The sequence below is a fragment of the Kribbella sancticallisti genome (genome assembly GCF_039530625.1).
GTDB lineage: Bacteria > Actinomycetota > Actinomycetes > Propionibacteriales > Kribbellaceae > Kribbella > Kribbella sancticallisti.
This window is the reverse complement of the sequence record NZ_BAAAOS010000007.1, coordinates 442,651-464,119: the sequence shown is the minus strand read 5'-3', so window position 1 is coordinate 464,119 and position 21,469 is coordinate 442,651. Positions and strand designations below refer to the sequence as shown.

Here is a 21,469-nt window from a genome sequence, read left to right as displayed (position 1 = left end):
AGATGCCTTCCTCTATCACCCGGCGGCGCTTCGCCGCCGCGCTGGCCGGGCTCGCCCTGACCACCACGATCGTGGCCTGCAGCAACGACCCGGAGAGCGGCGGCGCGGACACCCAGCAGGTGACGTTCGGCTACATCGCCGACTACAACGGCACCAGCCTGCTCGCGATCGCCGACGACCAGAAGCTGTGGAGCAAGCACGGCCTGAAGGTGGACGCCAAGGTCTTCACCAACGGCCCGCTGCAGATCCAGGCGCTCGGCACCGGCGACCTCGACTTCGGCTACATCGGCCCCGGCGCGATGTGGCTGCCCGCCTCCGGCCAGGCCAAGGTGGTCGCGATCAACACCCTCGGCAACGCCGACCGGGTGATCGCCCAGCCCGGCATCGACTCGATGGAGCAGCTCAAGGGCAAGACGATCGGCGTCCCCGAGGGCACCTCCGGCGACATGATCCTCACCCTGGCCCTGCAGAAGGCCGGGATGACCAAGGCCGACGTCAAGGTGGTGCCGATGGACGCCTCGACGATCGTCGCGGCGTTCGCGTCGAAGAAGATCGACGCGGCCGGCTTCTGGTACCCGGCGATCGCCACCATCAAGAAGCAGTTGCCCGATCTGGCCGAGCTGGCGAAGAACTCCGACTTCTCCGCGCAGGTGTCGTTCCCGACCGCGTTCGTGGCCGGCAACGACGTGGTGGCCAAGGAGCAGGACAAGACCTCGAAGGTGATCGCGGTACTGCGCGAGGCGATGGAGTTCCGGAGCGCGAACGCGGACAAGACGATCGAGCTGACCGCCGAGATGCTCAACGTGCCGGTCGACCAGGTCAAGGCCGACGCCGGCAACGTCAAGGTGCTCAGCGTCGCCGAACTGGACGCGATGACCAAGGACGGCACGATCGGCAAGTGGCTGACCGGGATGAACAGCTACTTCGTCCAGATCGGCAAGCTGAAGCAGCCGGTGGACCCGAAGACCTACTACACCGGCGACAACCTGTTCACGGCGGCCGCGCAGTGACGAGACCGGCCAACATCCTGTTCCTGATGACCGACCAGCACCGGGTCGACACACTAGGTGCCTACGGCAACAAGTTGGCGGCGACGCCGGTGCTGGACGAGCTGGCCCGCACCGGCACCCGGTTCGACCGCTGGTACACCCCGACCGCGATCTGTACGCCGGCCCGGGCCAGCCTGCTGACCGGCCAGGCACCGTTCCGGCACAAGCTGCTGGCCAACCACGAACGCAACGTCGGGTACATCGAGGATCTCGCCGACGGCCAGTTCACCTTCTCCGAGGCGCTGCGCGAGCAGGGCTACAACTGCGGCCTGATCGGCAAGTGGCACGTCGGCACGCACAAGGCGGCCGCCGACTTCGGGTTCGACGGGCCCGACCTGCCCGGCTGGCACAACCCGGTCGACCACCCGGACTATCTCGCCTACCTGGCCGAGCACGAGCTTCCGCCGTACCGGATCAGCGACCAGGTCCGGGGCACCCTGCCGAACGGCGGGCCGGGCAACCTGCTCGCCGCGCGGCTGCACCAGCCCGTCGAGGCCACCTTCGAGCACTACCTCGCGACGCGCGCGATCGAGACGCTGGAGCGGTACGCCGCGGACCGGGAGGCCAGCGACCAGCCGTTCTTCCTGGCGCTGCACTTCTTCGGCCCGCACCTGCCCTACATCCTTCCCGACGAGTACTACGACCTGATCGACCCCGCGGACGTCGAACTGCCGAAGTCCATCGCCGAGACGTTCCAGGGCAAGCCGCCGGTGCAGCGGAACTACAGCGCGCACTGGACGTTCGACACGATGCCGATCGAGACCACGCGCAAGCTGATCGCGGTCTACTGGGGGTATGTGGCGCTGATCGACCGGCAGATCGGCCGGGTGATGGCGGCGATGGAGCGGCTCGGCCTGGTCGACGACACCGCGGTCTTCTTCACCTGCGACCACGGCGAGTTCACCGGCGCGCACCGGCTGCACGACAAGGGCCCGGCGATGTACGAGGACATCTACCGGACTCCCGGGCTGCTCCGGGTTCCGGGTGCGCCGGAAGGTGTCGTCCGCGACGAGTTCGTCAGCCTGCTCGACTGCACCGCGACGATTCTGGAGTTGGCCGGCCTCGACGCCAAGCTCGCGGTCGACTCTCGCAGCCTGCTCCCGCTCGTCGGCGGTGCGGAGGCGGAGTGGGACGAGGACCTCGTCTGCGAGTTCCACGGTCACCACTTCCCTTACCCACAACGGATGCTGCGCACCGAGCGGTACAAGCTGGTCGTGAATCCCGACTCGGTGAACGAGCTCTACGATCTGCGACTCGACCCCGACGAGTTGCTGAACGTCTACGAACACCCCGAGCACGCGGAGCTGCGCAGCCGTCTGTTGCGCCGGCTGTACGGGCTGCTGCGCGACCGGGGCGACAACTTCTACCATTGGATGACGTCGATGTACGACGTCGGCGAGGTCGGCTACGACCCGACGCTGAGCGGACTCGACGAGGCGACGTACCAGGGAGGGCGCCCGTGACCGGGCAACGACGTCCGAACATCGCGATGATCCTCACCGACGACCACGCGGCGCACTCGATCGGCGCCTACGGCTCGGTGGTCAACCGAACCCCGCACATCGACGGGATCGGCGACCGGGGCGTCCGCTTCGACGCGTGCTTCGCGACCAATTCCCTGTGCGCTCCCAGCCGGGCGACGATCCTCACGGGCACCTACAGCCACGTCAACGGCGTACGGACGCTGGTGACGCCGATCGACGCGTCGCAGCCGACGTTCATCAGCCGGCTGCGGGCCGACGGCTACCGGACCGCCATCGTCGGCAAGTGGCACATGGGCGACGGACCCGGCCACAACCCGGAGGGCTTCGACTACTGGGACGTCCTGATCGACCAGGGCGAGTACCACGACCCGCGCTTCCTGTCCGCCGCCGGACTGCGCCGGGAGACGGGGTACGCGACTGACGTCGTCACGGACCTGTCGCTGAGCTGGCTGGAGTCGCTCGAGGGCGACGATCCGTGGTGCATCCTGATCTACCACAAGGCCCCACACCGGCCGTGGGAGCCGGACGAGGCGCACAAGGGCATGTACTCCGACCCCATCGCCGTGCCGGCCACCTTCACCGACGACTACGCGACCCGGTCGGACTCGGCTCGCCGAGCGGCCATGCGAATCGCCGAGCACCTCAATGCCGAGGACCTCAAGCAACCCGTTCCGGAGGGGCTGTCGGCGGAGGAGGAGGCGCTGTGGAAGTACCAGCGGTACATGGAGGACTACCTGGCCTGCGTCGCCTCGGTCGACGACAATGTGGGTCGCGTCGTCGACTGGCTGCGGGACCGCGGCGAGTACGACGACACGGTGCTGATGTACTCCTCCGACCAGGGGTTCTTCCTGGGTGACCACGGCTGGTTCGACAAGCGGTTCATGTACGAGCAGTCCCTGCGGATGCCGTTGCTGCTGAGCTATCCGCGAGCGGTGCCGGCCGGGCAGGTCCATGACGGGATCATCACCAACGTCGACTTCGCGCAGTCGATCTTGGACGCGGCCGGTGTCGAGCCGCACGAGCGCATGCAGGGCCGGAGCTTCTGGCCCGACCTCATCGGCGCTGAGGGCGAGCTGCCGGCCGAGGGGATGTACTACCGCTACTGGGAGCACGACGACCCCAACCACCAGGCGCCGGCGCACTACGGGTACCGGACGGACCGCTACAAGCTGATCTACTTCTACAACGACGGTCTGGGCATCCCCGGCTCGTCGACGGTCCGGTATCCACCCGAGTGGGAGCTGTACGACCTACAAGCGGACCCGGAGGAGCTCAACAACGTGGCCGAGGATCCGGCGTACGCCGCGATCCGGGACGATCTCGAAGTACGGATGTGGCAGGCGCAGGCGGCGGTCGGTGACGAGCCGCATCCCAGCCAGCCCGTTCCCGTCCGGCTCGGCGCGCAGGAGAGCGTACGGCGATGACCTCCGGCCACGACGAAACGCAAGGCGGGCAGCGGTCCTGTTGCTCGCCTGCACGTTCCGGGGAGCAGCAGCTGCCCGAGCGGCTGCTGGAGCCTCCGGAGAACTCGGCTGTGGCGTCCGAGCCGGTGGTGTCCGGGCCTCGTCACCAGATCGAGCAGGTGCTGCTCGACGGCGGCGTCTTCGCCATGGGCGACAGCTCCGGCGACCGCAATCCCGGCGATGGGGAAGGCCCGGTCCACCGAGTCCGGATCGGGCCTTTCGGCATCGACGCGACCAGCGTCACCAACGCGGACTTCGCCCGCTTCACCGCGAGTACGGGATACCGCACGGAGGCGGAGACCTTCGGGTACTCGGCTGTCTTCCACCTGGCCCTGAAAGCCGCTCCGAGCGACATCATGGGCCCAGCCACCGGTACTCCGTGGTGGCTCGGCGTCCGCGGCGCCGACTGGCGTCACCGCGGCGGCCCGCTCGACGAGCCGACCGGGCTCGACGACCACCCGGTGGTGCACGTCAGCTGGAACGACGCCATGGCGTATTGCGGCTGGGCCGGCCGCCGGCTACCGACCGAGGCGGAGTGGGAGTTCGCCTCGCGAGGCGGCCTCGACGCCGCTCGGTACCCCTGGGGCGACGAACTGCTTGACGGCGACTCTTGGCGCTGCAACATCTGGCAGGGCCGGTTCCCGGTCAGCAACGAGATCAGCGACGGCCACCTGTTCACCGCTCCGGCCCGGTCGTTCCAGCCGAACGGGTACGGCCTGTGGCAAACCGTCGGCAATGTCTGGGAATGGTGCGCCGACTGGTACGACCCGCAGTACTACGGACGCTCGCCGGCGGTTGATCCGCAGGGTCCGGGGGAGGGCTCGACCCGCGTGATGCGCGGCGGCTCCTACCTGTGCCACGACTCGTACTGCAACCGCTACCGCAACGCCGCCCGCTCCTCCAACACCCCCGACTCCTCCTCGGGCAACACCGGCTTCCGCACCGTCGCGCTGTAGCAAGGTCGGTCAGCCGGGGAAGCGAGGCTGGTAGTCACGGGTGATGGTGCGGACCTTTCGGTAGCCTATGTAGGCGCTGAGGAAGGCCGCCGCGAGGGTCGTGACGATGCCGATGACGGTGCGGAGGGTGGAGCCGGCGCCGGCTGCGTTGCCGATCACCGCGGCCAGTACGCCGACTACTACGGAGTTGATGATGCCTACGACGATGTGCGAGCCCGAGAGCCAGTGGGTGATGCCGACCCGGTTGCGGAAGCTGTAGGTCTGGAGTATGCCGGGGGCGTCGTCGTGTGGGCTGGCGACGAAGTACGGCTCGAGTTCCGGGGCGAGTTCCAGGTAGGCGTGGCGGAGGCGGTTCATGCCGATCACGAGCCAGGCGTCCTCGATGTCCGCCTCGATCAGGCGGAAATACGTTCCGGTTCCGATCAGGACCGCGACCGGGAGGACCAGAAGAGCGAACGTCCGGAAGTTGTGGCCGAAGCCGCTCGCATTCGCGACCAGGGAGAGGGCGATGGCGGTGGCCGACAGCACGGTCAGGTAGGTGCCGGTCCGGCTGAAGATCTCGTTCCAGGTCATGCTGCGGGTGGCGAGCAGGCTCCAGTGCTCGGTCGCGAGGAAGTGCGCCTGCAGGTCCCCGCCCCCTTGCAAGCCGCTCAGCGACGGCGGGCTCTTGAGCCCCGGCTGCTGCTTGATCGGATCTGCCATGCTGCTACCGCCCCTTCCGCGGCTTCCACACCCTGCATCGAGTGTGGATGGCGGGGGGTCGTACGACCAGCCTCAGATTCAATCCAATGATTGAGTCGGTCGAAGCCGGCTAGCCGGCGAACATCTCCCGGAGGGCCTGTTCCTGTTCGGTCGAGAGGTTCGACTGGATGAGCTGGGGCTTCTGCAGGCCGGTCGCGTCGAACGTCGCCTTGACCTTGTCCTGGACCGCGTCGCTGGTCATCAGGAACAGCGCTGACGTGCCGGGCGTGATCTGGTCACGGGTCGCCTTGATGAAGTCGTCGTCGATCCCCACGTCGGCCAGCGATCCCGCCAGCGCGCCCGAGGCCGCTCCGATGGCGGCGCCGGCCAGCGGCATCAGGAAGATCAGGCCGAAGAGCATCCCCCAGAACATGCCGCCGATCGCGCCGGCACCGGTCAGGTTGCGGATCTGCCGGGTCTTGGGCCGGCGCGCCTCGGGCTGCCACGAGACGGACGCGGCATCGTGCACCTTGATCAGCCCCTGCTTGGCCAGTGCCTCCAAGGTCCCGATCGCTTGGTTCGCCGCGTCCCAGCTGTCGAACTTCCAGACCGTCAGTGTCGCCATCGTGCTGCTCCCTCGCTGCTCGCCCGCGGACTGCCAGCGTGCCGCGTCGAAGACCGGATCGCTTCACCCCGGCCGGGTGATCGTTGCTCCGAGCTCCCTCGAAGGTTGCCAACGGCATCGTCGCTTCACGCCATCGTTTGCTTGATCGCCCTATCCGGGCAGCCACGATCTGCCGCTGCGCGCTGTCATCACCCCGGAAGGGTGAATTTCCCGGCCACCGTGGTCGGCCCTTGACAGCTTGTGGCCGAACCGTATCGAGACGGCGCCGGACGGCGTTACAGTGAGCGCCGTGGCCGCCCGGGCACTTCAGCCACGACGACTGCTCGACGAGCGAGAAGAGATTCGGTTGTCACCGGGACGCTTTCTTTCCGCGCGACGACGGCACCGGTCAGCCGGCCTCGTCGTACTTCTGGTCGGCCTCCTGACGGTCGGTTCCGCGTACGCCGCGTTCGTTCCCGACAACGCGGTGGCCGACTCGTCCCAGTCCCAGCAGATCGAAGAGGGCAGGAAACTCTTCGCGGTCGGCTGTTCCAGTTGCCACGGACTGAACGCCGAGGGCGGTGGCAACGGCGAGGGTGAGGTGGCGGGGCCGTCGCTGATCGGTGTCGGCGCGGCCGCAATCGACTTCCAGGTCGGCACCGGCCGGATGCCCGCCGTCCAACCCGGCGCGCAGATTCCGGAAAAACCCCCGGTCTACACCCAGGCGGAGATCGAGGCCCTGGCCGCGTACGTCGCCTCGCTGGCGCCCGGCCCGGCGGTACCGGCCGAGGAGTCGTACGACATCACCAATGTGACCGACGATCAGATCGCTCGGGGTGGCGAGCTGTTCCGGACCAACTGCACGGCCTGCCACAACTTCGCGGGTAAGGGCGGAGCGCTCCCCAACGGCCGCTACGCCCCGTCCCTGATGGACTCCACCCCCCGGCACATCTACCAAGCCATGCTGACCGGCCCGCAGCAGATGCCGGTCTTCTCCGATCAGGTCCTCCAACCGGACGACAAGCGAGACCTCATCGCCTACGTGGTGGCGCTCCAAGAACAGAAAGACCCCGGTGGCTTCGGCCTGGGCCGACTGGGCCCGGTCTCCGAGGGTCTGTGGGGCTGGCTGGTCGGTATCGGCCTGCTGGTCGGCGTAGCGGTCTGGATCGGCGCCAAGGGCGTCAAGGTGAGGCGGACGGACGCCGACTGATCGACCCCCCGGCGCCCCGGCGCGCGTCGACTCCGCCCGTCAGCACCGACAGGCCCTTGCCATCCTTACCGACACGGCGCAGTCTGCAATGGAAAGGGGGAGGTTCTGTGGGCTATGTGCAGGAGCCGATCAGCCGGCGAACCAACCCACTCCAGCCCGGGGGCGCGGGCACTGTAGGTGCCCCGATCCGGCCGGAAGCGATCCGGGTCTGGGTGGAGCGAACGGCCCTCATGAGGATGCTGGACGACTCGACGCGGGGTGCGTTGACCGTCGTGAGCGCCCCGGCGGGCACCGGTAAGACCCTCACCGTGGCGCGCTGGTGCGCCTCCCGGCCCGACCTACCGGTGATCTGGCTGAACGCCGTCGGCGGCGTGCCCCCACAGGTCCTCGCGAACCATCTCCGCGCCGCGGCGGGCATGCCGTCGTCGGTGGCCGGGCGGGTCCAGCAGAACGTGCTGATCCGGCAGGTCGCCCATGACCTCACCGGGTGCGAGGCGGAACAGGTCGTCGTGATCGACGACGCTCATCTCCTCAGCGCGCAGTGCTTCGCGCTCCTGAACGAGCTGGTCAGCAGGTACCCGCAGGCCGTCCGGCTGGTCCTGATCTGCCGGTGGGACCCGCCGATCACCCGGCTGGCGCATGCCCTGAGCGGGAACCTGTCGGTGATCCGAGGTACCGCGTTGCAGATGTCTCGCCGGGAAGCCTCGGAACTGGTGCTGGCCCATGCGAGCCATCTACCGCCAGAGGTGGTCGACGCGATCCTGGACCGGGCCCAGGGGTGGGCGGCGCTGATCGTGCTCGCCACCCGCACCGTGGCGCTGTCGCCCGATCCGCTCACGGCCATGGACTATCTGACCCAGCGGGGGTGGGTGCTCGCGGACATGCTGGCGAGCCAGGTCTTCTCCACTCTGTCGAGCCGGACCCGGCACTTGTTGCTGTGCATCGCGTTCGAGGAGACGGTGACGCCGGAAATCGCGGTACGGGTGTCCGGGGATTCACGTGCCGGGCAGTTGCTGGCGGACCTCGCCATGTCGGGTCTTCTGGTCATCCGCGAAGGCCGGGAGGCGGCCCCCGAGGCCGAGTTGTACAGGATTCATCCACTGCTGCTGGAAGTGCTGCAGCGCCAGACGCGGTCAGGCGGAGTGGACGTGATGCGGGCCCGGGCCGTGGTCCGCCGGGCGGCCCGCTGGGACGCCACCCACGGTGACATCGACCAGGGATTCCGTCGCCTGGTCGCCGCGCAGGCGTGGGACGACGCGGTACAGCTGATCGCCGACCACGGCGCCGAACTGCTGATGCTCGGGCACGCCCGGCAGATGGTCGCCGTCGCCCACGCGGCCCCGGAGGCCATCGAGCAGGCACCCCACGCCTGGACGGTGCTCGCGCTCGAGCGATCCCTGCGCTCCGACTACGACGGCGCCCGGCGGTGGCTGGACCGGCTCCGACGCAACCCCCGGTACGCCGAACGCACGGCCAAGTCGATCGATGCGGCGCTGGTGGATCTGATCCAGGCCAGGACCGACGGGTGGGCACTGCCGCCCACGGTCGACCGGGTCCGGGGTCTGGTCGAGTCGATCGCCGCGCGAAGTGCCCCCAAGGCACCGCTCATCTGGTTGCTCACCGAACTGGGGGCCGCGGAGAACTGGCTCGGCCGGCTGCAGAACGCCGAGAAGCACCTGCGACGGGCTGCCAGCACCGCCAGGTCGCTCGGGCTTTCCGGCCTGGCGGCGACCGCCATGTCCCATCTGGCGCTGACGGCGTACATGCAGGGTCACGCCCGGCTCTGCGGCATGCTCGCCGATCGTGCTCTGAGCATGGTTCCGGCGGGCGCCCACACCGAGGACCAGACATACACCCGAGCCATCATCGCCCAGGAACTGGCGGCGTCGTGCGAGCTCACCGAGACCCCAGGTCCTTCCGACCTCGCCGACTCACCGCTGCAAGCCGATCCGACCACGGCGGTCTGGCAACTCATCCTCGCGGCCCGTCGGCAACTGCCCGGCGACTCGGGCGGTGACGGCCCGGCGCTGGTCGATCTTCCGACCGAGCTGCCGCCGACGCCGCCGCTGATGTCCGCCTTCCTGATCGGCGAGCGGTGCTTCCGGGCCCTGGTGCACGAGGACCAGGTCCTGATGGACAAGCTGGCGAACGACTTCGCGGCGATCGGAGCCGACGCGGAGGCCGCGGTCGCGCGCGCACTGTGCGCCGACCTGGCCGGCGACCCGCAGGCTGCCGCCGCGAGCCTGGCGCCGGTGGTGGAGGACAAGGCCCGGCGGCTCCTGCCCACCACCCATCTGGTCGCGCTGGTCTACGCGGCCCAACTGCAGGACAGCCTCGGCTTCCACAGCAGTGCCGAGGACATGCTGCTCGAAGCGATCCGCGACACCGCCGCCCAGCGGTTGACGACGCCGTTCCTGCACTGGAGCGCGAGTGGCACCCCGATGCAGGATCTGCTGCACCGGGTGGCCGATCTGCGGCCTTCACCCTGGCTGCGCGAGCTGTGTGACCACCTCGACGAACACCTGGGCGCCGGGGCACTCCTCGAGCGGGCCGCTCCCGCGCAGGACGCGGCTCAGCTGCTGGATGGCCCGGCCCACATTCCCACGCTCACCCAGCGGGAGCACGACGTACTGGTGCATCTCGCCCGCGGCAGCTCGTACGCGGACGTCGCGGACGCCCTGTACATCAGCAAGAACACGGTGAAGACGCACGTCTCGTCGCTCTACGCCAAGATCGGCGCGAGCCGGCGCAGCGACGCCCTGACCATCTCGCGCACCTTGCGCCTGATCTGAATCGGGCGCCGTCAACCGGGCGGTTTCTCGTCCGGGATCCGGACCAGATCGACGATCGTCACGCCGAGCGCGGTCAGATGGTTGATGATCCCGGTCAGCTCGGACGCGTCCTCGACCGGTCCCATCAGCACGGTCTGCAGGATCTCCAGATCGGCGGTCAGCTGAGGAAAAGCGGACACCAGGCCAGGGGAAAGCTCGCCTTCGACGCGGATCAAGTACCGACTCACGTCACCCCTCCTTGCCGGAGATCCGGCCGGCGCGGTCGGTGACGTAGCCGGACCGGATCGCCGACCTGCGCCGCCGGCAGCGCAGTACTGGTCAGCGCTCGCCATCGACTGCTGGAGCCGGCCAACTTCTCGGTCGAGTGGACTGCCACGGGTCACCTGCTGGGGGATCAGCGTGCAAGGGATTGTTCGTCCTCTCACGATGACGTGGCGGGTCCGCCGTCGCTTCGCCCGGATCGGGCGAGCTGCGACGGGTTGCCGACCGCAACGGCCCGGCGGACCGAGCCTGGCCGGTCCATCTCACCCGGATCGGGGGAAGCGGGTCCGAGCGCCGATGGGAAGGCTGGCACGGACGGGCGAGCTGCCCGTCCGTGCCAGCCGTACATCGCCGGAGGGACAGGTTCATGGGCACCTTGACCGTGTGGAGATTCGACTCCCCTGAGGGCGCCGCGAAGGCAGTCCAGACCTTGCGGGAACTCGCCAGCCAACAACTGCTCACCATCCACGACGCCGCCACGGTGTCCTGGCCGGAGGGCAAGAAGAAGCCCGCCATCCGCCAGTTGACGAATCTGGCCGGTGCGGGCGCGCTCGGTGGTGCGTTCTGGGGGATGTTGCTCGGGATGATCTTCCTGGTGCCGTTGCTGGGTGCCGCCCTCGGCGCCGCGGCCGGGGCCCTGTCGGGATCGCTCCAGGACATCGGCATCGACGACCGCTTCATCAACCAGGTGCGCGACGAGGTGACACCGGGAACCTCGGCGTTGTTCGTGCTGACCTCCGACGTGGTGGTCGACAAGGTCCGCGACGCCTTCGCCGGTGAGAAGCCCGAGCTGATCTTCACCAACCTGAGCAACGAGCAGGAGCAGGCGATCCGGGACGTCTTCGCCGACGAGCAGCCGGTCGGCTGACGGGCAAGGGGGTCTGATGGCGGCGAGCGGCGGTGAGACGGACAGCCCCGTCCGGGCGCCGTCGCTCACGGACGCGATCGCGCCCCTGCTGGTACTCGCGGTCCTGATCGGCGGATCGCTGGCCCTGTTCGGTCTGGACGCGCTCGACGGACCGATCCAGGCCGCGCTGGTGCTCTGCGCCCTGTTCGCTGCCTTGATCGCGTTGAAGAACGGTTACCGCTGGGCGGCGGTGCAGCAGGCGGCCCAGGGCGCGATGTCGTCGATCACCAGTGCGATCTTCATCCTGCTGGCGGTCGGAGCACTGATCGGGATCTGGAACCTGTCCGGCACCATCCCCACCCTCGTGTACTACGGGATCCAGGTCCTCTCGCCGGGCTGGTACTACGCCGCGTCCGCGCTGATCTGCGGCATCATCGCGCTGAGCATCGGCAGTTCGTGGACCACCGCGGGAACGATCGGCGTCGGCCTGGTGGGAATCGCGACGATGCTCGGCGTCTCTCCCGCGATCACCGCCGGGGCGGTCATCTCCGGCGCCTATCTGGGCGACAAGCTCTCACCGCTGTCCGAGACCACGATCCTGACCGCGCAGATGGTCAAGGTCGACCCGTACCAGCACATCAGACGGCAGGTCTGGACCTCGGTGCCCGCGTTCCTGCTCGCGGTCGTCGTGTTCGCAGTCCTCGGGCTGTTCAACGGTCCCGAGGTGAACGACACCGTCGCCACCACCACCGAACTGGCCAAGCTCGGCGAGATCTACCACATCACTCCGCTCAACCTGTTGCCGCTGGTGCTGCTGGCGTTCCTGTCGATCCGCAAGGTCCCGGCCTCGCTCGCCCTGATGACGTCGGCGGTCTTCGCCGGCATCCTCGGCGCGGTGCTGCAGCCCGACGTGATGCGCGACTTCATCGGCGGGACCGGCTACAACCCGGTGGTCGGCTCGATCAAGGGCATCTGGCTGGCGATGGCGAACGGCTTCGACATCAACTCCGGAATCGGCGAGATCGACAGCCTGCTGTCCCGCGGCGGGATGGACAGCATGCTGCTGACGCTCTGGCTGATCATGGCGGCGGTGACGTTCGGCGCCCTGCTCGAGGAACTCGGGCTGATCGCCCGACTGGTCGATCCGATGATCCACGCCGCCAGCAGCACCGGGCGGCTGTACCTGACCGTGTTCGCCTGCGCCTTCGGCCTGAACGTCGTCGCGGGCGACCAGTACATCGCGCTTGTCCTTCCCTCGCGGGTGTTCCGGGTGGAGTTCGCCCGGCGTGGCCTCGCGCCCACCAACCTCTCGCGGCTCGCGGCCGACAGCGGCACGGTCACCTCGCCGCTCGTGCCGTGGAACTCGTGCGGCGCCTTCATGAGCGCCGTCCTCGGAGTACCGACGCTGCTCTACCTGCCGTACTGCGTCTTCAACATCGCCAGCCCGGCGCTCAGCGTCCTGTACGGCATCACCGGCTTCAAGATCGAGAAGACCGATCCGGTCGCCGCACCAGTCCCCCAGTCCGACTAGGAGAAGAGATGGCCGGCACAGACACCGTCTCGCAGACGTCATCGGCGCAGAAACTGACCTTCCTGACCATGACCGCGATGGTCGTGGGCTCGATGGTCGGGGCCGGTGTCTTCTCACTACCGCGTCGCTTCGCCCAGGAGACCGGGGTGGCGGGCGCGCTGATCGCCTGGGCGATCGCCGGTTCCGGGATGCTCATGCTCGCGTTCGTCTTCCAGACGCTCGCCGTCCGCAAACCCCACCTCGACGCCGGCGTCTACGCGTACGCCAAGGCCGGCTTCGGCGAGTACCTCGGGTTCTTCTCGGCGTTCGGCTACTGGGCCAGCGCCTGCGTCGGCAACGTGACGTACTGGGTGCTGATCATGTCGACGGTCGGCGCCATCGTCCCGGGCCTCGGGGACGGCGACACCATCCTGGCGGCCGTGCTCTCCACGATCGGCATCTGGGTGTTCTACCTGCTGATCCGGCGCGGGGTCAGGGAAGCCGCCATCATCAACCGCATCGTGACCGTGGCCAAGCTGGTCCCGATCCTGGTCTTCATCCTGGTGGCGGCGATCTATCTGGACCCGAAGGTCTTCGCCGACAACTTCAGCGGCAACGGCGACACCGGAACGCTGTGGAACCAGATCACGGGCACCATGCTGGTCACCGTCTTCGTCTTCCTGGGCGTCGAGGGCGCCAGTGTGTACTCGCGGCACGCGAAGCGGCGGGAGGACGTCGGGCGCGCCACCGTACTCGGCCTGCTCAGTGTCCTGGCCGTGTTCGCCTCCGTCACGGTCGTGTCGTACGGCATCCTGCCGGCCGCCGAGATCGCCGAGTTGCGGCAGCCTTCGATGGCCGGCGTGCTGGAGGAGGCGGTCGGCACCTGGGGCAAGGTGTTCGTCAGCGTCGGCCTGATCGTGTCCGTGCTCGGCGCGTACCTCGCCTGGACGCTGATGTCCGCCGAGGTGCTGTACGTGGCCGCGCTGGACGACGACATGCCGCGCTTCCTGCGGCAGGCCAACTCCGCCGACGTGCCGACCGCGGCCCTGCTGATGACCACGATCCTGATCCAGGTCGTGCTGGTCGTGACGATGTTCTCCGAGGACGCGTTCAACTTCGCGCTGGACCTCACCAGTGCGCTCAGCCTGATCCCGTTCCTGCTCGCCGCCGGCTACGCGCTGAAACTCGCCTCGACGGGCGAGACCTACGGCGAGGCGCCGCGCGGGCGAAGGCGGGAACTGGTGGTCGGCGCGCTGGCCACCGCCTACACGGCGTTCCTGCTGTACGCCGCCGGCTACAAGTTCATCCTGCTGTCCTTCATCATCTACGCCCCGGCCAGCGTCCTGTTCGTGATGGCCCGCCGCGAGCAGGGCCGTCGGCTGTTCTCGCCCAGTGAACTGGTCATCCTCGTCCTCTCGATCGTCGGCGCCGTCGTCGGAGTCGTCGCTCTCGCGGCCGGCTGGATCTCGATCTGAGCCGCGTGATCTCCATCCTTCTCGAGCCCAGCTAGGAGCTATCGGCATGACCAGTCCAGACAGTACGACGACGTACGGCGTCCACTCCGAGGTCGGCAGGTTGCGCAAGGTGCTCGTCTGCTCGCCCGGCCTCGCCCACCGCCGGCTCACGCCGACCAACGCCGACGACCTGCTGTTCGACGACGTGATGTGGGTGGAGAACGCGCAGCGCGACCACGCCGACTTCGTCAACAAGCTGACCAACCGGGGCGTCGACGTGGTCGAGTTGCACGACCTGCTGGCGCAGACGGTCGCGCTGCCGGAGGCTCGATCGTGGCTGCTCGACCGCAAGGTGATCGCGAACGACGTGGGACTCGGACTGGTTGACGACACCCGGAGCTTCCTCGAGTCACTGGAGCCGCGGCAGTTGGCGCAGTACCTGATCGGTGGGCTGGCCACCTCGGACCTGCCCGACGACTTCCGCAGCGGTTACGTCGGTCTCGCCCGCGAGGCGACCGGCGCCCGCGAGTACCTGATGCCGCCATTGCCCAACACCCTCTACACCCGCGACACCACCTGCTGGCTGTACGGCGGAGTGACGCTGAACCCCTTGTACTGGCCCGCGCGGCACGACGAAACCCTGCTGATGAAGGCGATCTACCAGTTCCACCCCGACTTCGTCGGCTCGACCGTCTGGTGGGGCGATCCAGAACTCACCTGGGGCCAGGCCACCTTCGAGGGCGGCGACATCATGCCGGTCGGCAACGGCGTGGTGCTGATGGGGATGAGCGAACGCACCTCCCGGCAGGCGATCAGCCAGGTCGCCGCATCGCTGTTCGAGAAGGGCGCGGCCGAGCAGGTCGTCGTGGCCGGTATGCCGAAACTGCGGGCGGCGATGCACCTGGACACCGTGTTCACCTTCGCCGACCGGGACCTCGTCACGCTCTACCCGGCGATCATGGACGCGGTCCACACCTTCTCGTTGCGGCCGAGCGACACCGCGCCCGGGGTTGAGGTCATCGACGAGGGGTCGAGGAAGTTCGTGGACGTGGTGGCGGAATCGCTGGGCCTGAAGGAACTGCGCGTACTCGGGACGGGTGGCGACGCGTACGCGTCCGAGCGGCAGCAGTGGGACAGCGGCAACAACGCGGTCGCGCTCGAGCCGGGTGTCGTCTTCACCTACGACCGCAACACCTACACCAACACGCTGCTGCGCGGTGCCGGGGTCGAGGTGATCACCATCGTCGGCGCCGAACTCGGCCGCGGCCGGGGCGGTGGTCACTGCATGACCTGCCCGATCATCCGCGACGCGGTCGACTTCTGACCGCCGGCTGTCCTGCCCCCGATCAACCACTGGAGTGCTCAGATGAGACTGCTCAGAACTGCCGCACGTACCGCCGTGGTCACCAGTACCGCGACCCGGGTGCACCGCCGCGTCTCGGAAGTACAGAAGACCAAGATCCTCCGGTGATGGCGACCATGGATCGGGACCTGTTCGCCATCGGCTGGAAGGCGCTGGTGGTCCGCGGGGCGATCGGTATCGTCTTCGGCGTGCTCGCCCTCGCCTGGCCGATCTCGACCGCGCTCGCGTTGATGATCTTGTGGGGGTTCTGGGCGTTGGCCGAGGGCGTCGGCCTGCTGGTGCAGGCGTTCCGCCCGGAGCCGGGGCAGGGCCGGATCGCGCTCGTCCTCGTCGGCCTGCTGGGCCTGGTCGCGGCCTTCTTCGCGATCTTCAGCCCGGCGGTCACCGCGACGACGCTCACCTGGATCCTCGGGATCTGGCTCATCGTCCGTGGCCTTCTCGAGGCGGTCACCGCGTTCAGCAGCCGGCTGGCCACGCCGCGATGGCTGCTCCTCCTGAGCGCGGCGCTGTCGATTCTGCTGGGCATCTTCTTCGTCGCCAACCCGGGGCGCGGCGCCGTCGGGATCGCCGTGCTGCTCGGCAGCATCGCGATCTGCTGGGGCGTCGTGTTCGTCGCGGCGGGGCTGCTGCTGCGCGGTGGTGCCGATCGAGACGCGGTCGATCAACAGACCGCCCACTAGTGTCCTGTCTTTCTGGGACAGCTTGTGGTCCATCGTCGTCGGCGTCTCGTTCCTCGCCTACCTGATGCCGGAGTTCGAGAGCCTCAAGGCGAGGGCACTCGCCGCGTGACGCGGTACTCGTTCACCGGGCGGTACCGGTCGTAGAGCATCGTCAGGATGCTGAACAGGAAGACGAAGAACAGCGTGTCCACCAGCCGGAGGTCGCCGCCACCCTGGAGCAGCAGCAGGTTGGCGACCACGACCAGGACGACATTGGTCAGGAAGACCACCGCGAACGAGAACGCCGCGGAGTCCCAGGAATAGCCGCGTTTCGCCGACCACAGGCCGATCGCGGAGTTGACCACCACGAAGCCGCCGATGCCGGCGAACAACCGCAGGTCACTCGTCTCCACACCAGGCAGGACGCGGCCGAAGATGACGCTGATCAGGCCGATCAGGAAGACCTTCTCGATCGCGGTCGAGTCGAAGACCTTGCGGTGCCGGGCCTGGTGCGCGGCCCGCTCGTGCGCTTCGTCGATCTCGGCCGGCAGCGGCTCGGCGCGGTACCGCCAGGCGCTCCAGTCGGCCGGCATCAGCCGGGGCCGGACGACGAAGTACGCGAGGGCTCCGACGGCCAGCAGGGCGACGACGAGCGCGGGGCCGAACCAGGAGACGTCCCGGATCGCGTCGGTCAGGTCGAGTTGGGCGACGTGGATCCAGTACTCCTGCGGGAGCTTGACGACGACCCAGATCAGGCCGGCGGTCACGATCCAGAACTTCAGGCCGAAGCGGGCGGGGTTCCACCGGGTGCGGATCGCCTCGTAGGCGATGAAGAAGTACTCGAAGGTGTTCGGGAACAGCAAAAGCACCCAGCGCACGCCGCTGAACTCGAAGGCCAGTACTCCGACCATCCGGAAGAAGAACAGGAAACGGCTGACCTGGACGGCCCCCTGGCTGGTCCAGTTGCGCAGGCTCGCCAGGAACGCGATGGACAGGTAGAACACGTCCATCGCCTTGTCGTAGCTCTGGTAGAACGGCGGGTCGTAGCCGAAGGCCTGGAAGATCGTCTGATCGACCCCGTCGAGCAGGAGGCAGCCGATGATCGCGGGCAGGGGGAACAGGGGGATGAGCAGCGGCAGGCCGAAACGCGCCACCACGATGAACCAGAACACGATCTCGGCGCTCACGCCAACCTCCGGGACTCTGTACCGACCGCGGCGGATCGCCGCCACCAGGCTAGCGTTGCCAGACCGATGATCACGGGAACGAACTGCACCGCCAGGCGCCAGAGGACCAGGCCCGCGACCACGTCAGTCGCCACAACCGTGCTGTGGTCGGTCACGAAGGCGACCAGGGTCGCGTCCAGGACGCCCAGCCCCATCATCGGCAGACCTGTCATCGGGTAGACGACGAGGAAGCAGCAGGCGATCACCAGTACTGCGGACGGCTCGGGCGGGCCGCCGACGAACGCGACCCCGAGGACGACCACCGTCGTCTCGACCATCAGGAATCCCAGCAGGAGCAAGCCTGCCAGCGCGCCACGCTCGCGCATGGTGCTGGCGGTGTGCGATTGAAACCCGACCAGGCGTTCACTCCACTCCTCGGGGCCTCCTGCCGCCGGTCGCAGGCGGCGGAGAATTCTGCCCAGGAGCCGTCCGACCATGGCGGCTGTACTTGCCGCTCGCAGGGCGAAGAGGAGCCCGCCCAGCAGGAGCACCGCGGCCGTCCCACTCAGCACCGCGAACCACGCGAACGTCGCCTGGTAACTGCGGGTGGCCCAGAAGATGATGAAGCCGAGAACGGGCGCGGCGAGCCGCAGTACGTAGAAGATGGTTGTGCGCAGGGCTATGCCGGACGCTGCGGCGGTGGTCTCGATCGCCCAGGAGCGGAACATGGCGAGGCGCAGCATGACGTCGCTGGGGTCGGGGGCGATCGTGGCCACCGCCGCGGCCGTCACCTCGTTCTGCAGCGCGCGCCTGTAGCCTAGGCCGTCGATCAGGAGTGTCAACGGGCCACCGAGGATGGCGAGCCGGAGGCAGGCGAGGAGCAGCAGCAGAACTGCCTGCCATGCCGCCAAGTGGGTGACCGCATGTGTGACCTCGCGCCAGTCGATCCCGCGGATCAGGCGGAGTATCAGCCAGGCGACCACGACTATGCCGACCACCCGGCCGACTGCCAGTAGAGGTCGCAGCCACGGCCGCGGGGCAGTGCTGGGCGCACGCGGATCGCTCACACTTTCCCCTTCCGCTGCCACAGCTCAGCCTGGGCGGACCAGTACGTCGCTCGCTTCCCCTGATCCGGGTGAGATCGGGCGGCCGGCCGGGGATCTGGCCCGATCCGGGTGAGCCCCTGGTCGGTGGTCCTGGGGCACGGTGAGAAAACACCAACTCCCACGGACTCGATGAGGCGAGACATGGACGAACCGCCCACCACGGACGGCGTACCGCCCGAAGGACGGCCCACGCCTCCGCCTCCCGAAGCCGGGCGGCCGGCCAGGACTTGGTCTGATCGGCTTCCGCAGGCTGCGCTTGCGGCTGTTTCGGTTGTCGCGCTGGTGGCGGTGATCGGCTGGGCGCGGAGCGCTGACAGCGGCTCGTGCGACGCCCGCGGCGTGGCCCGGAAGGCGATGCCCTCGGTGGTGACCATCTACGTCTCGTCCGCTCAGGGTGCCCGCAGCAACGGTTCGGGGCAGTTCCTCGACACAGCGGGGCACATCCTGACCAACAACCACGTGATCTCGTCGGCGGTCGGCGGCGGCAGCATCTCCGTACTGCGCCCGAACGGCGAGGAACTGACCGCGACCCTGGTCGGCCGCGACATCCAGACCGATCTCGCGGTGATCTCGGTGACGCCGAAGTCGAAGGTGACCCCGATCCAGTTCGGCAAGCCGCCGGAGGTCGGCGACCAGGCGTTCGCGATCGGCGCACCGCTGGGTCTGACCGACACGGTGACGTCCGGCGTGGTGAGCGCGCTCGGGCGATCCACCCGGGTCCCCGCGGACAACAACACCACCGCGTTGCTGACGTCGGCGATCCAGACCGATGCCTCGATCAACCCCGGCAACAGCGGCGGAACTCTGGCCGACTGCGAGGGCAAGCTGATCGGCGTACCGACCGCCGGCGCGACCGCCGACGACTCCCGCGGGCAGCCCGTTGCCGGCAGCATCGGTCTCGGCTTCGCCATCCCCGCCGCCACGGCCCGGCAGATCGCGGACCGGCTGATGGCCGACGGACGGGTCCAGCACGGCGACTTCGGACTGGCCGTCGTGCCGATCTCGCGCGGGGACAGCGTCATCACCCCCGACGCGTTGTACGTCTCCGCGGTCCGGCCGAACGGCCCCGCGGCTCAGGCGGGACTCCGGCAGAGCGACATCATCACCTCGGTCGACGGTCAAGCGGTCAACAACGGCGACCAGATCCAGGCGGTCTCACTGTCCAAGCAAGCAGGCGCCACCGTCGAGGTCGGCTACGACCGCAACGGCGAGGCCCGAAAGACAACCATCACGCTCGGCAACCAACTCTGACCGCGGGATTCAGCCTCATCCGGCTTGCTGGAGAAGCTGTACTCGGTCGGCCGTCCGGGTGACGACCTCAACTCGTGAATCACCAACGGTCAACGGCAGAATGACCGGCTCGCTGCCAAGCCGTTTCACCTCGCCAGGCCCCGCCACCCGACTCTCGTCAACGAGAGCGTCCGCCTCGAACATCGCGTTCTGCAGCAGCACCGGCGATTTCGTCCACACCAGAACGTTCCCGATCCACCGCCCGTACCCGCCCTTCCACTTCTCCTTGAGCCCCGGCACTGCGCCCTCGACAACGCGGATAGCCCCCTTGAAAGCCCCAGGCCGCGTGCTCACCCATCGCCGCCGCGCGAGCAGGGCCACCACCAGAGCAACGATGGTGATCAGATCGACCCCGAGCAACGCGAGTACGGCGATAGTCATACCGCCATGCTCAACCGCCCACCTTCTTGCGCCATCACCCGCTACGGGTGACCGAATTTGGCTGGAGAACTCGGTGGGCGAGCCAACCCAGGAGGACGAAGAGGGACAGGGCGATGACGTACACGAGGATTCGAAGTAACACATGTTCATCGTTCAGCGTGAGGTCTCGCTGAGACAGTGGCAAGAATGACGTTGTTCGATAGATTATGGTCATGCATCGTGTTGCTGTTCTTGCCCTTGATCGAGCCGCTGTCCTCGATCTGGCGATTCCTGGACAGGTCTTCGGGACCGCGCGGGCGCTGGAGAAGGAGCCGGGGGAGGCGTACGGGGAGCGGCTGTACGAGGTGATGGTTTGCGGGGAGCGGCGCGGGCTTGGGGTCAGGGGGCCGGGGGATCTCGAGTTGTTTCAACTGACCGCGCCGTACGAGTTGGCTGAGGCGCGCGAGGCCGACACGATCGTTGTGCCGGGTGGAGGTCAGGCTGCTTCTCCGTCGGGCGAGGTGATCGAGTTGCTGCGTGATGCTCATGCGCGCGGGGTACGGATCGCGTCGATCTGCAGTGGGGCGTTGGTGCTGGCCGCGGCGGGGCTGCTGGATGGGCGGATGGCGACGACCCACTGGACCTCTGCCGACAGTTTGGCCGAGCGGTTTCCCGAGGTGCAGGTGGATCCCAATGTGTTGTTTGTCGACGGTGGTGACGTACTCACCTCGGCCGGCGTCGCGACCGGGCTCGACCTCTGCCTGCACATGGTGCGCAAAGACTTCGGTGCCGCGGTCGCGGCCGAGGTGGCCCGCCACATCGTGATGGCGCCGCAGCGGGACGGCGGGCAGGCGCAGTTCATCGTCCACCCGGAACCCAGGCCGGGCTTCGGCTCGCTCGAGCCCACCATGCGCTGGATCCGTGACCAACTCGCCGAACCGATCACCCTGGCCGACATGGCGGGGCACGCGGCCGTCAGCCCGCGCACTCTGAACCGCAAGTTCCGCGAGCAGACCGGGACGACCCCGCTCCAGTGGTTGCTCAGGCAACGGATCCAGCGCGCCCAGGAGTACCTCGAGACGTCGTCGACCCCGGTCGAGGAGATCGCCCGCCAATGCGGCTTCGGCACGTCGATCAACATGCGCCAGCACTTCACCCGACAGATGAAAACCTCCCCGCACAACTACCGCCGAGCCTTCCAGCAGCGCGCATGA

At 68.2% G+C, this 21,469-nt stretch carries 19 protein-coding genes; 13 read left to right on the top strand and 6 right to left on the bottom strand.

Annotated features, from left to right (window positions below; all coding sequences use genetic code 11):
* Positions 1–2: 2 nt before the first annotated feature.
* From ABD255_RS05405 to ABD255_RS05390, 4 genes are read left to right on the top strand one after another with little or no spacing between them, the layout of a single operon-like run.
* Positions 3–1,010, top strand: a complete 1,008-nt coding sequence (locus ABD255_RS05405) for an aliphatic sulfonate ABC transporter substrate-binding protein (protein ID WP_344210390.1) — start codon at positions 3–5, stop codon at positions 1,008–1,010.
* Positions 1,007–2,512, top strand: coding sequence for a sulfatase family protein (locus ABD255_RS05400; protein WP_344210388.1), 1,506 nt, complete (start codon positions 1,007–1,009; stop codon positions 2,510–2,512). The genes ABD255_RS05405 and ABD255_RS05400 overlap by 4 nt, the downstream gene beginning before the upstream one ends.
* Positions 2,509–3,957, top strand: coding sequence for a sulfatase family protein (locus ABD255_RS05395; RefSeq protein ID WP_344210386.1), 1,449 nt, complete (start codon positions 2,509–2,511; stop codon positions 3,955–3,957). The genes ABD255_RS05400 and ABD255_RS05395 overlap by 4 nt, the downstream gene beginning before the upstream one ends.
* On the top strand, positions 3,954–4,952 hold the full coding sequence (locus ABD255_RS05390) for a formylglycine-generating enzyme family protein (protein ID WP_344210384.1): 999 nt from the start codon (positions 3,954–3,956) through the stop codon (positions 4,950–4,952). Before ABD255_RS05395 ends, ABD255_RS05390 begins: the two co-directional genes overlap by 4 nt.
* Before the next feature lie 9 nt (positions 4,953–4,961).
* On the opposite strand, the gene ABD255_RS05385 is transcribed toward ABD255_RS05390, so the two are convergent.
* Together ABD255_RS05385 and ABD255_RS05380 are read right to left on the bottom strand one after the other, a co-directional pair.
* Positions 4,962–5,654, bottom strand: coding sequence for a hypothetical protein (locus ABD255_RS05385; protein WP_344210382.1), 693 nt, complete (start codon positions 5,652–5,654; stop codon positions 4,962–4,964).
* A gap of 109 nt (positions 5,655–5,763) precedes the next feature.
* Complete coding sequence (locus ABD255_RS05380; RefSeq protein ID WP_344210380.1) at positions 5,764–6,258, bottom strand: DUF1269 domain-containing protein; 495 nt, start codon at positions 6,256–6,258, stop codon at positions 5,764–5,766.
* A gap of 340 nt (positions 6,259–6,598) precedes the next feature.
* Between ABD255_RS05380 and qcrC the strand changes: the two genes are divergently transcribed.
* Complete coding sequence (gene qcrC, locus ABD255_RS05375) at positions 6,599–7,447, top strand: cytochrome bc1 complex diheme cytochrome c subunit (protein WP_344210542.1); 849 nt, start codon at positions 6,599–6,601, stop codon at positions 7,445–7,447.
* A 230-nt stretch (positions 7,448–7,677) separates the two neighbouring features.
* Positions 7,678–10,239, top strand: a complete 2,562-nt coding sequence (locus tag ABD255_RS05370) for a helix-turn-helix transcriptional regulator (RefSeq protein ID WP_344210378.1) — start codon at positions 7,678–7,680, stop codon at positions 10,237–10,239.
* A gap of 11 nt (positions 10,240–10,250) precedes the next feature.
* Here the strand turns inward: ABD255_RS05370 and ABD255_RS05365 are convergent, their stop codons facing one another.
* Complete coding sequence (locus ABD255_RS05365; RefSeq protein WP_344210376.1) at positions 10,251–10,466, bottom strand: hypothetical protein; 216 nt, start codon at positions 10,464–10,466, stop codon at positions 10,251–10,253.
* 401 nt (positions 10,467–10,867) lie between these two features.
* On the opposite strand from ABD255_RS05365, the gene ABD255_RS05360 reads away from it, so the two are divergent.
* The 5 genes from ABD255_RS05360 to ABD255_RS05340 all read left to right on the top strand — a co-directional run bounded on the left by ABD255_RS05360 (position 10,868) and on the right by ABD255_RS05340 (position 16,354).
* Positions 10,868–11,368 carry a DUF1269 domain-containing protein gene (locus ABD255_RS05360; protein ID WP_344210374.1) on the top strand — a complete coding sequence of 167 codons (501 nt, stop codon included), beginning with the start codon at positions 10,868–10,870 and terminating at the stop codon, positions 11,366–11,368.
* A gap of 16 nt (positions 11,369–11,384) precedes the next feature.
* Positions 11,385–12,878: a Na+/H+ antiporter NhaC gene (gene nhaC / locus ABD255_RS05355; RefSeq protein ID WP_344210372.1), complete on the top strand. Its 1,494-nt coding sequence runs from the start codon at positions 11,385–11,387 to the stop codon at positions 12,876–12,878.
* A gap of 8 nt (positions 12,879–12,886) precedes the next feature.
* Complete coding sequence (locus tag ABD255_RS05350; RefSeq protein ID WP_344210370.1) at positions 12,887–14,332, top strand: basic amino acid/polyamine antiporter; 1,446 nt, start codon at positions 12,887–12,889, stop codon at positions 14,330–14,332.
* 46 nt (positions 14,333–14,378) lie between these two features.
* Positions 14,379–15,635 carry an arginine deiminase gene (locus ABD255_RS05345; protein ID WP_344210368.1) on the top strand — a complete coding sequence of 419 codons (1,257 nt, stop codon included), beginning with the start codon at positions 14,379–14,381 and terminating at the stop codon, positions 15,633–15,635.
* Positions 15,636–15,781: 146 nt separating this feature from the next.
* Complete coding sequence (locus tag ABD255_RS05340; protein WP_344210366.1) at positions 15,782–16,354, top strand: HdeD family acid-resistance protein; 573 nt, start codon at positions 15,782–15,784, stop codon at positions 16,352–16,354.
* An 83-nt stretch (positions 16,355–16,437) separates the two neighbouring features.
* On the opposite strand, the gene ABD255_RS05335 is transcribed toward ABD255_RS05340, so the two are convergent.
* Entirely contained in the window at positions 16,438–17,520 is a 1,083-nt protein-coding gene (locus tag ABD255_RS05335; protein WP_344210364.1) for a hypothetical protein, read from the bottom strand.
* Positions 17,517–18,566: a lysylphosphatidylglycerol synthase domain-containing protein gene (locus ABD255_RS05330; RefSeq protein WP_344210362.1), complete on the bottom strand. Its 1,050-nt coding sequence runs from the start codon at positions 18,564–18,566 to the stop codon at positions 17,517–17,519. The genes ABD255_RS05335 and ABD255_RS05330 overlap by 4 nt, the downstream gene beginning before the upstream one ends.
* Before the next feature lie 180 nt (positions 18,567–18,746).
* Between ABD255_RS05330 and ABD255_RS05325 the strand changes: the two genes are divergently transcribed.
* A complete protein-coding gene (locus ABD255_RS05325; protein WP_344210360.1) occupies positions 18,747–19,856 on the top strand; it encodes a S1C family serine protease in 1,110 nt (369 codons plus the stop codon).
* A 15-nt stretch (positions 19,857–19,871) separates the two neighbouring features.
* Here the strand turns inward: ABD255_RS05325 and ABD255_RS05320 are convergent, their stop codons facing one another.
* Positions 19,872–20,276: a DUF2550 family protein gene (locus tag ABD255_RS05320; RefSeq protein ID WP_344210357.1), complete on the bottom strand. Its 405-nt coding sequence runs from the start codon at positions 20,274–20,276 to the stop codon at positions 19,872–19,874.
* A 212-nt stretch (positions 20,277–20,488) separates the two neighbouring features.
* Between ABD255_RS05320 and ABD255_RS05315 the strand changes: the two genes are divergently transcribed.
* On the top strand, positions 20,489–21,469 hold the full coding sequence (locus ABD255_RS05315; RefSeq protein ID WP_344210355.1) for a GlxA family transcriptional regulator: 981 nt from the start codon (positions 20,489–20,491) through the stop codon (positions 21,467–21,469).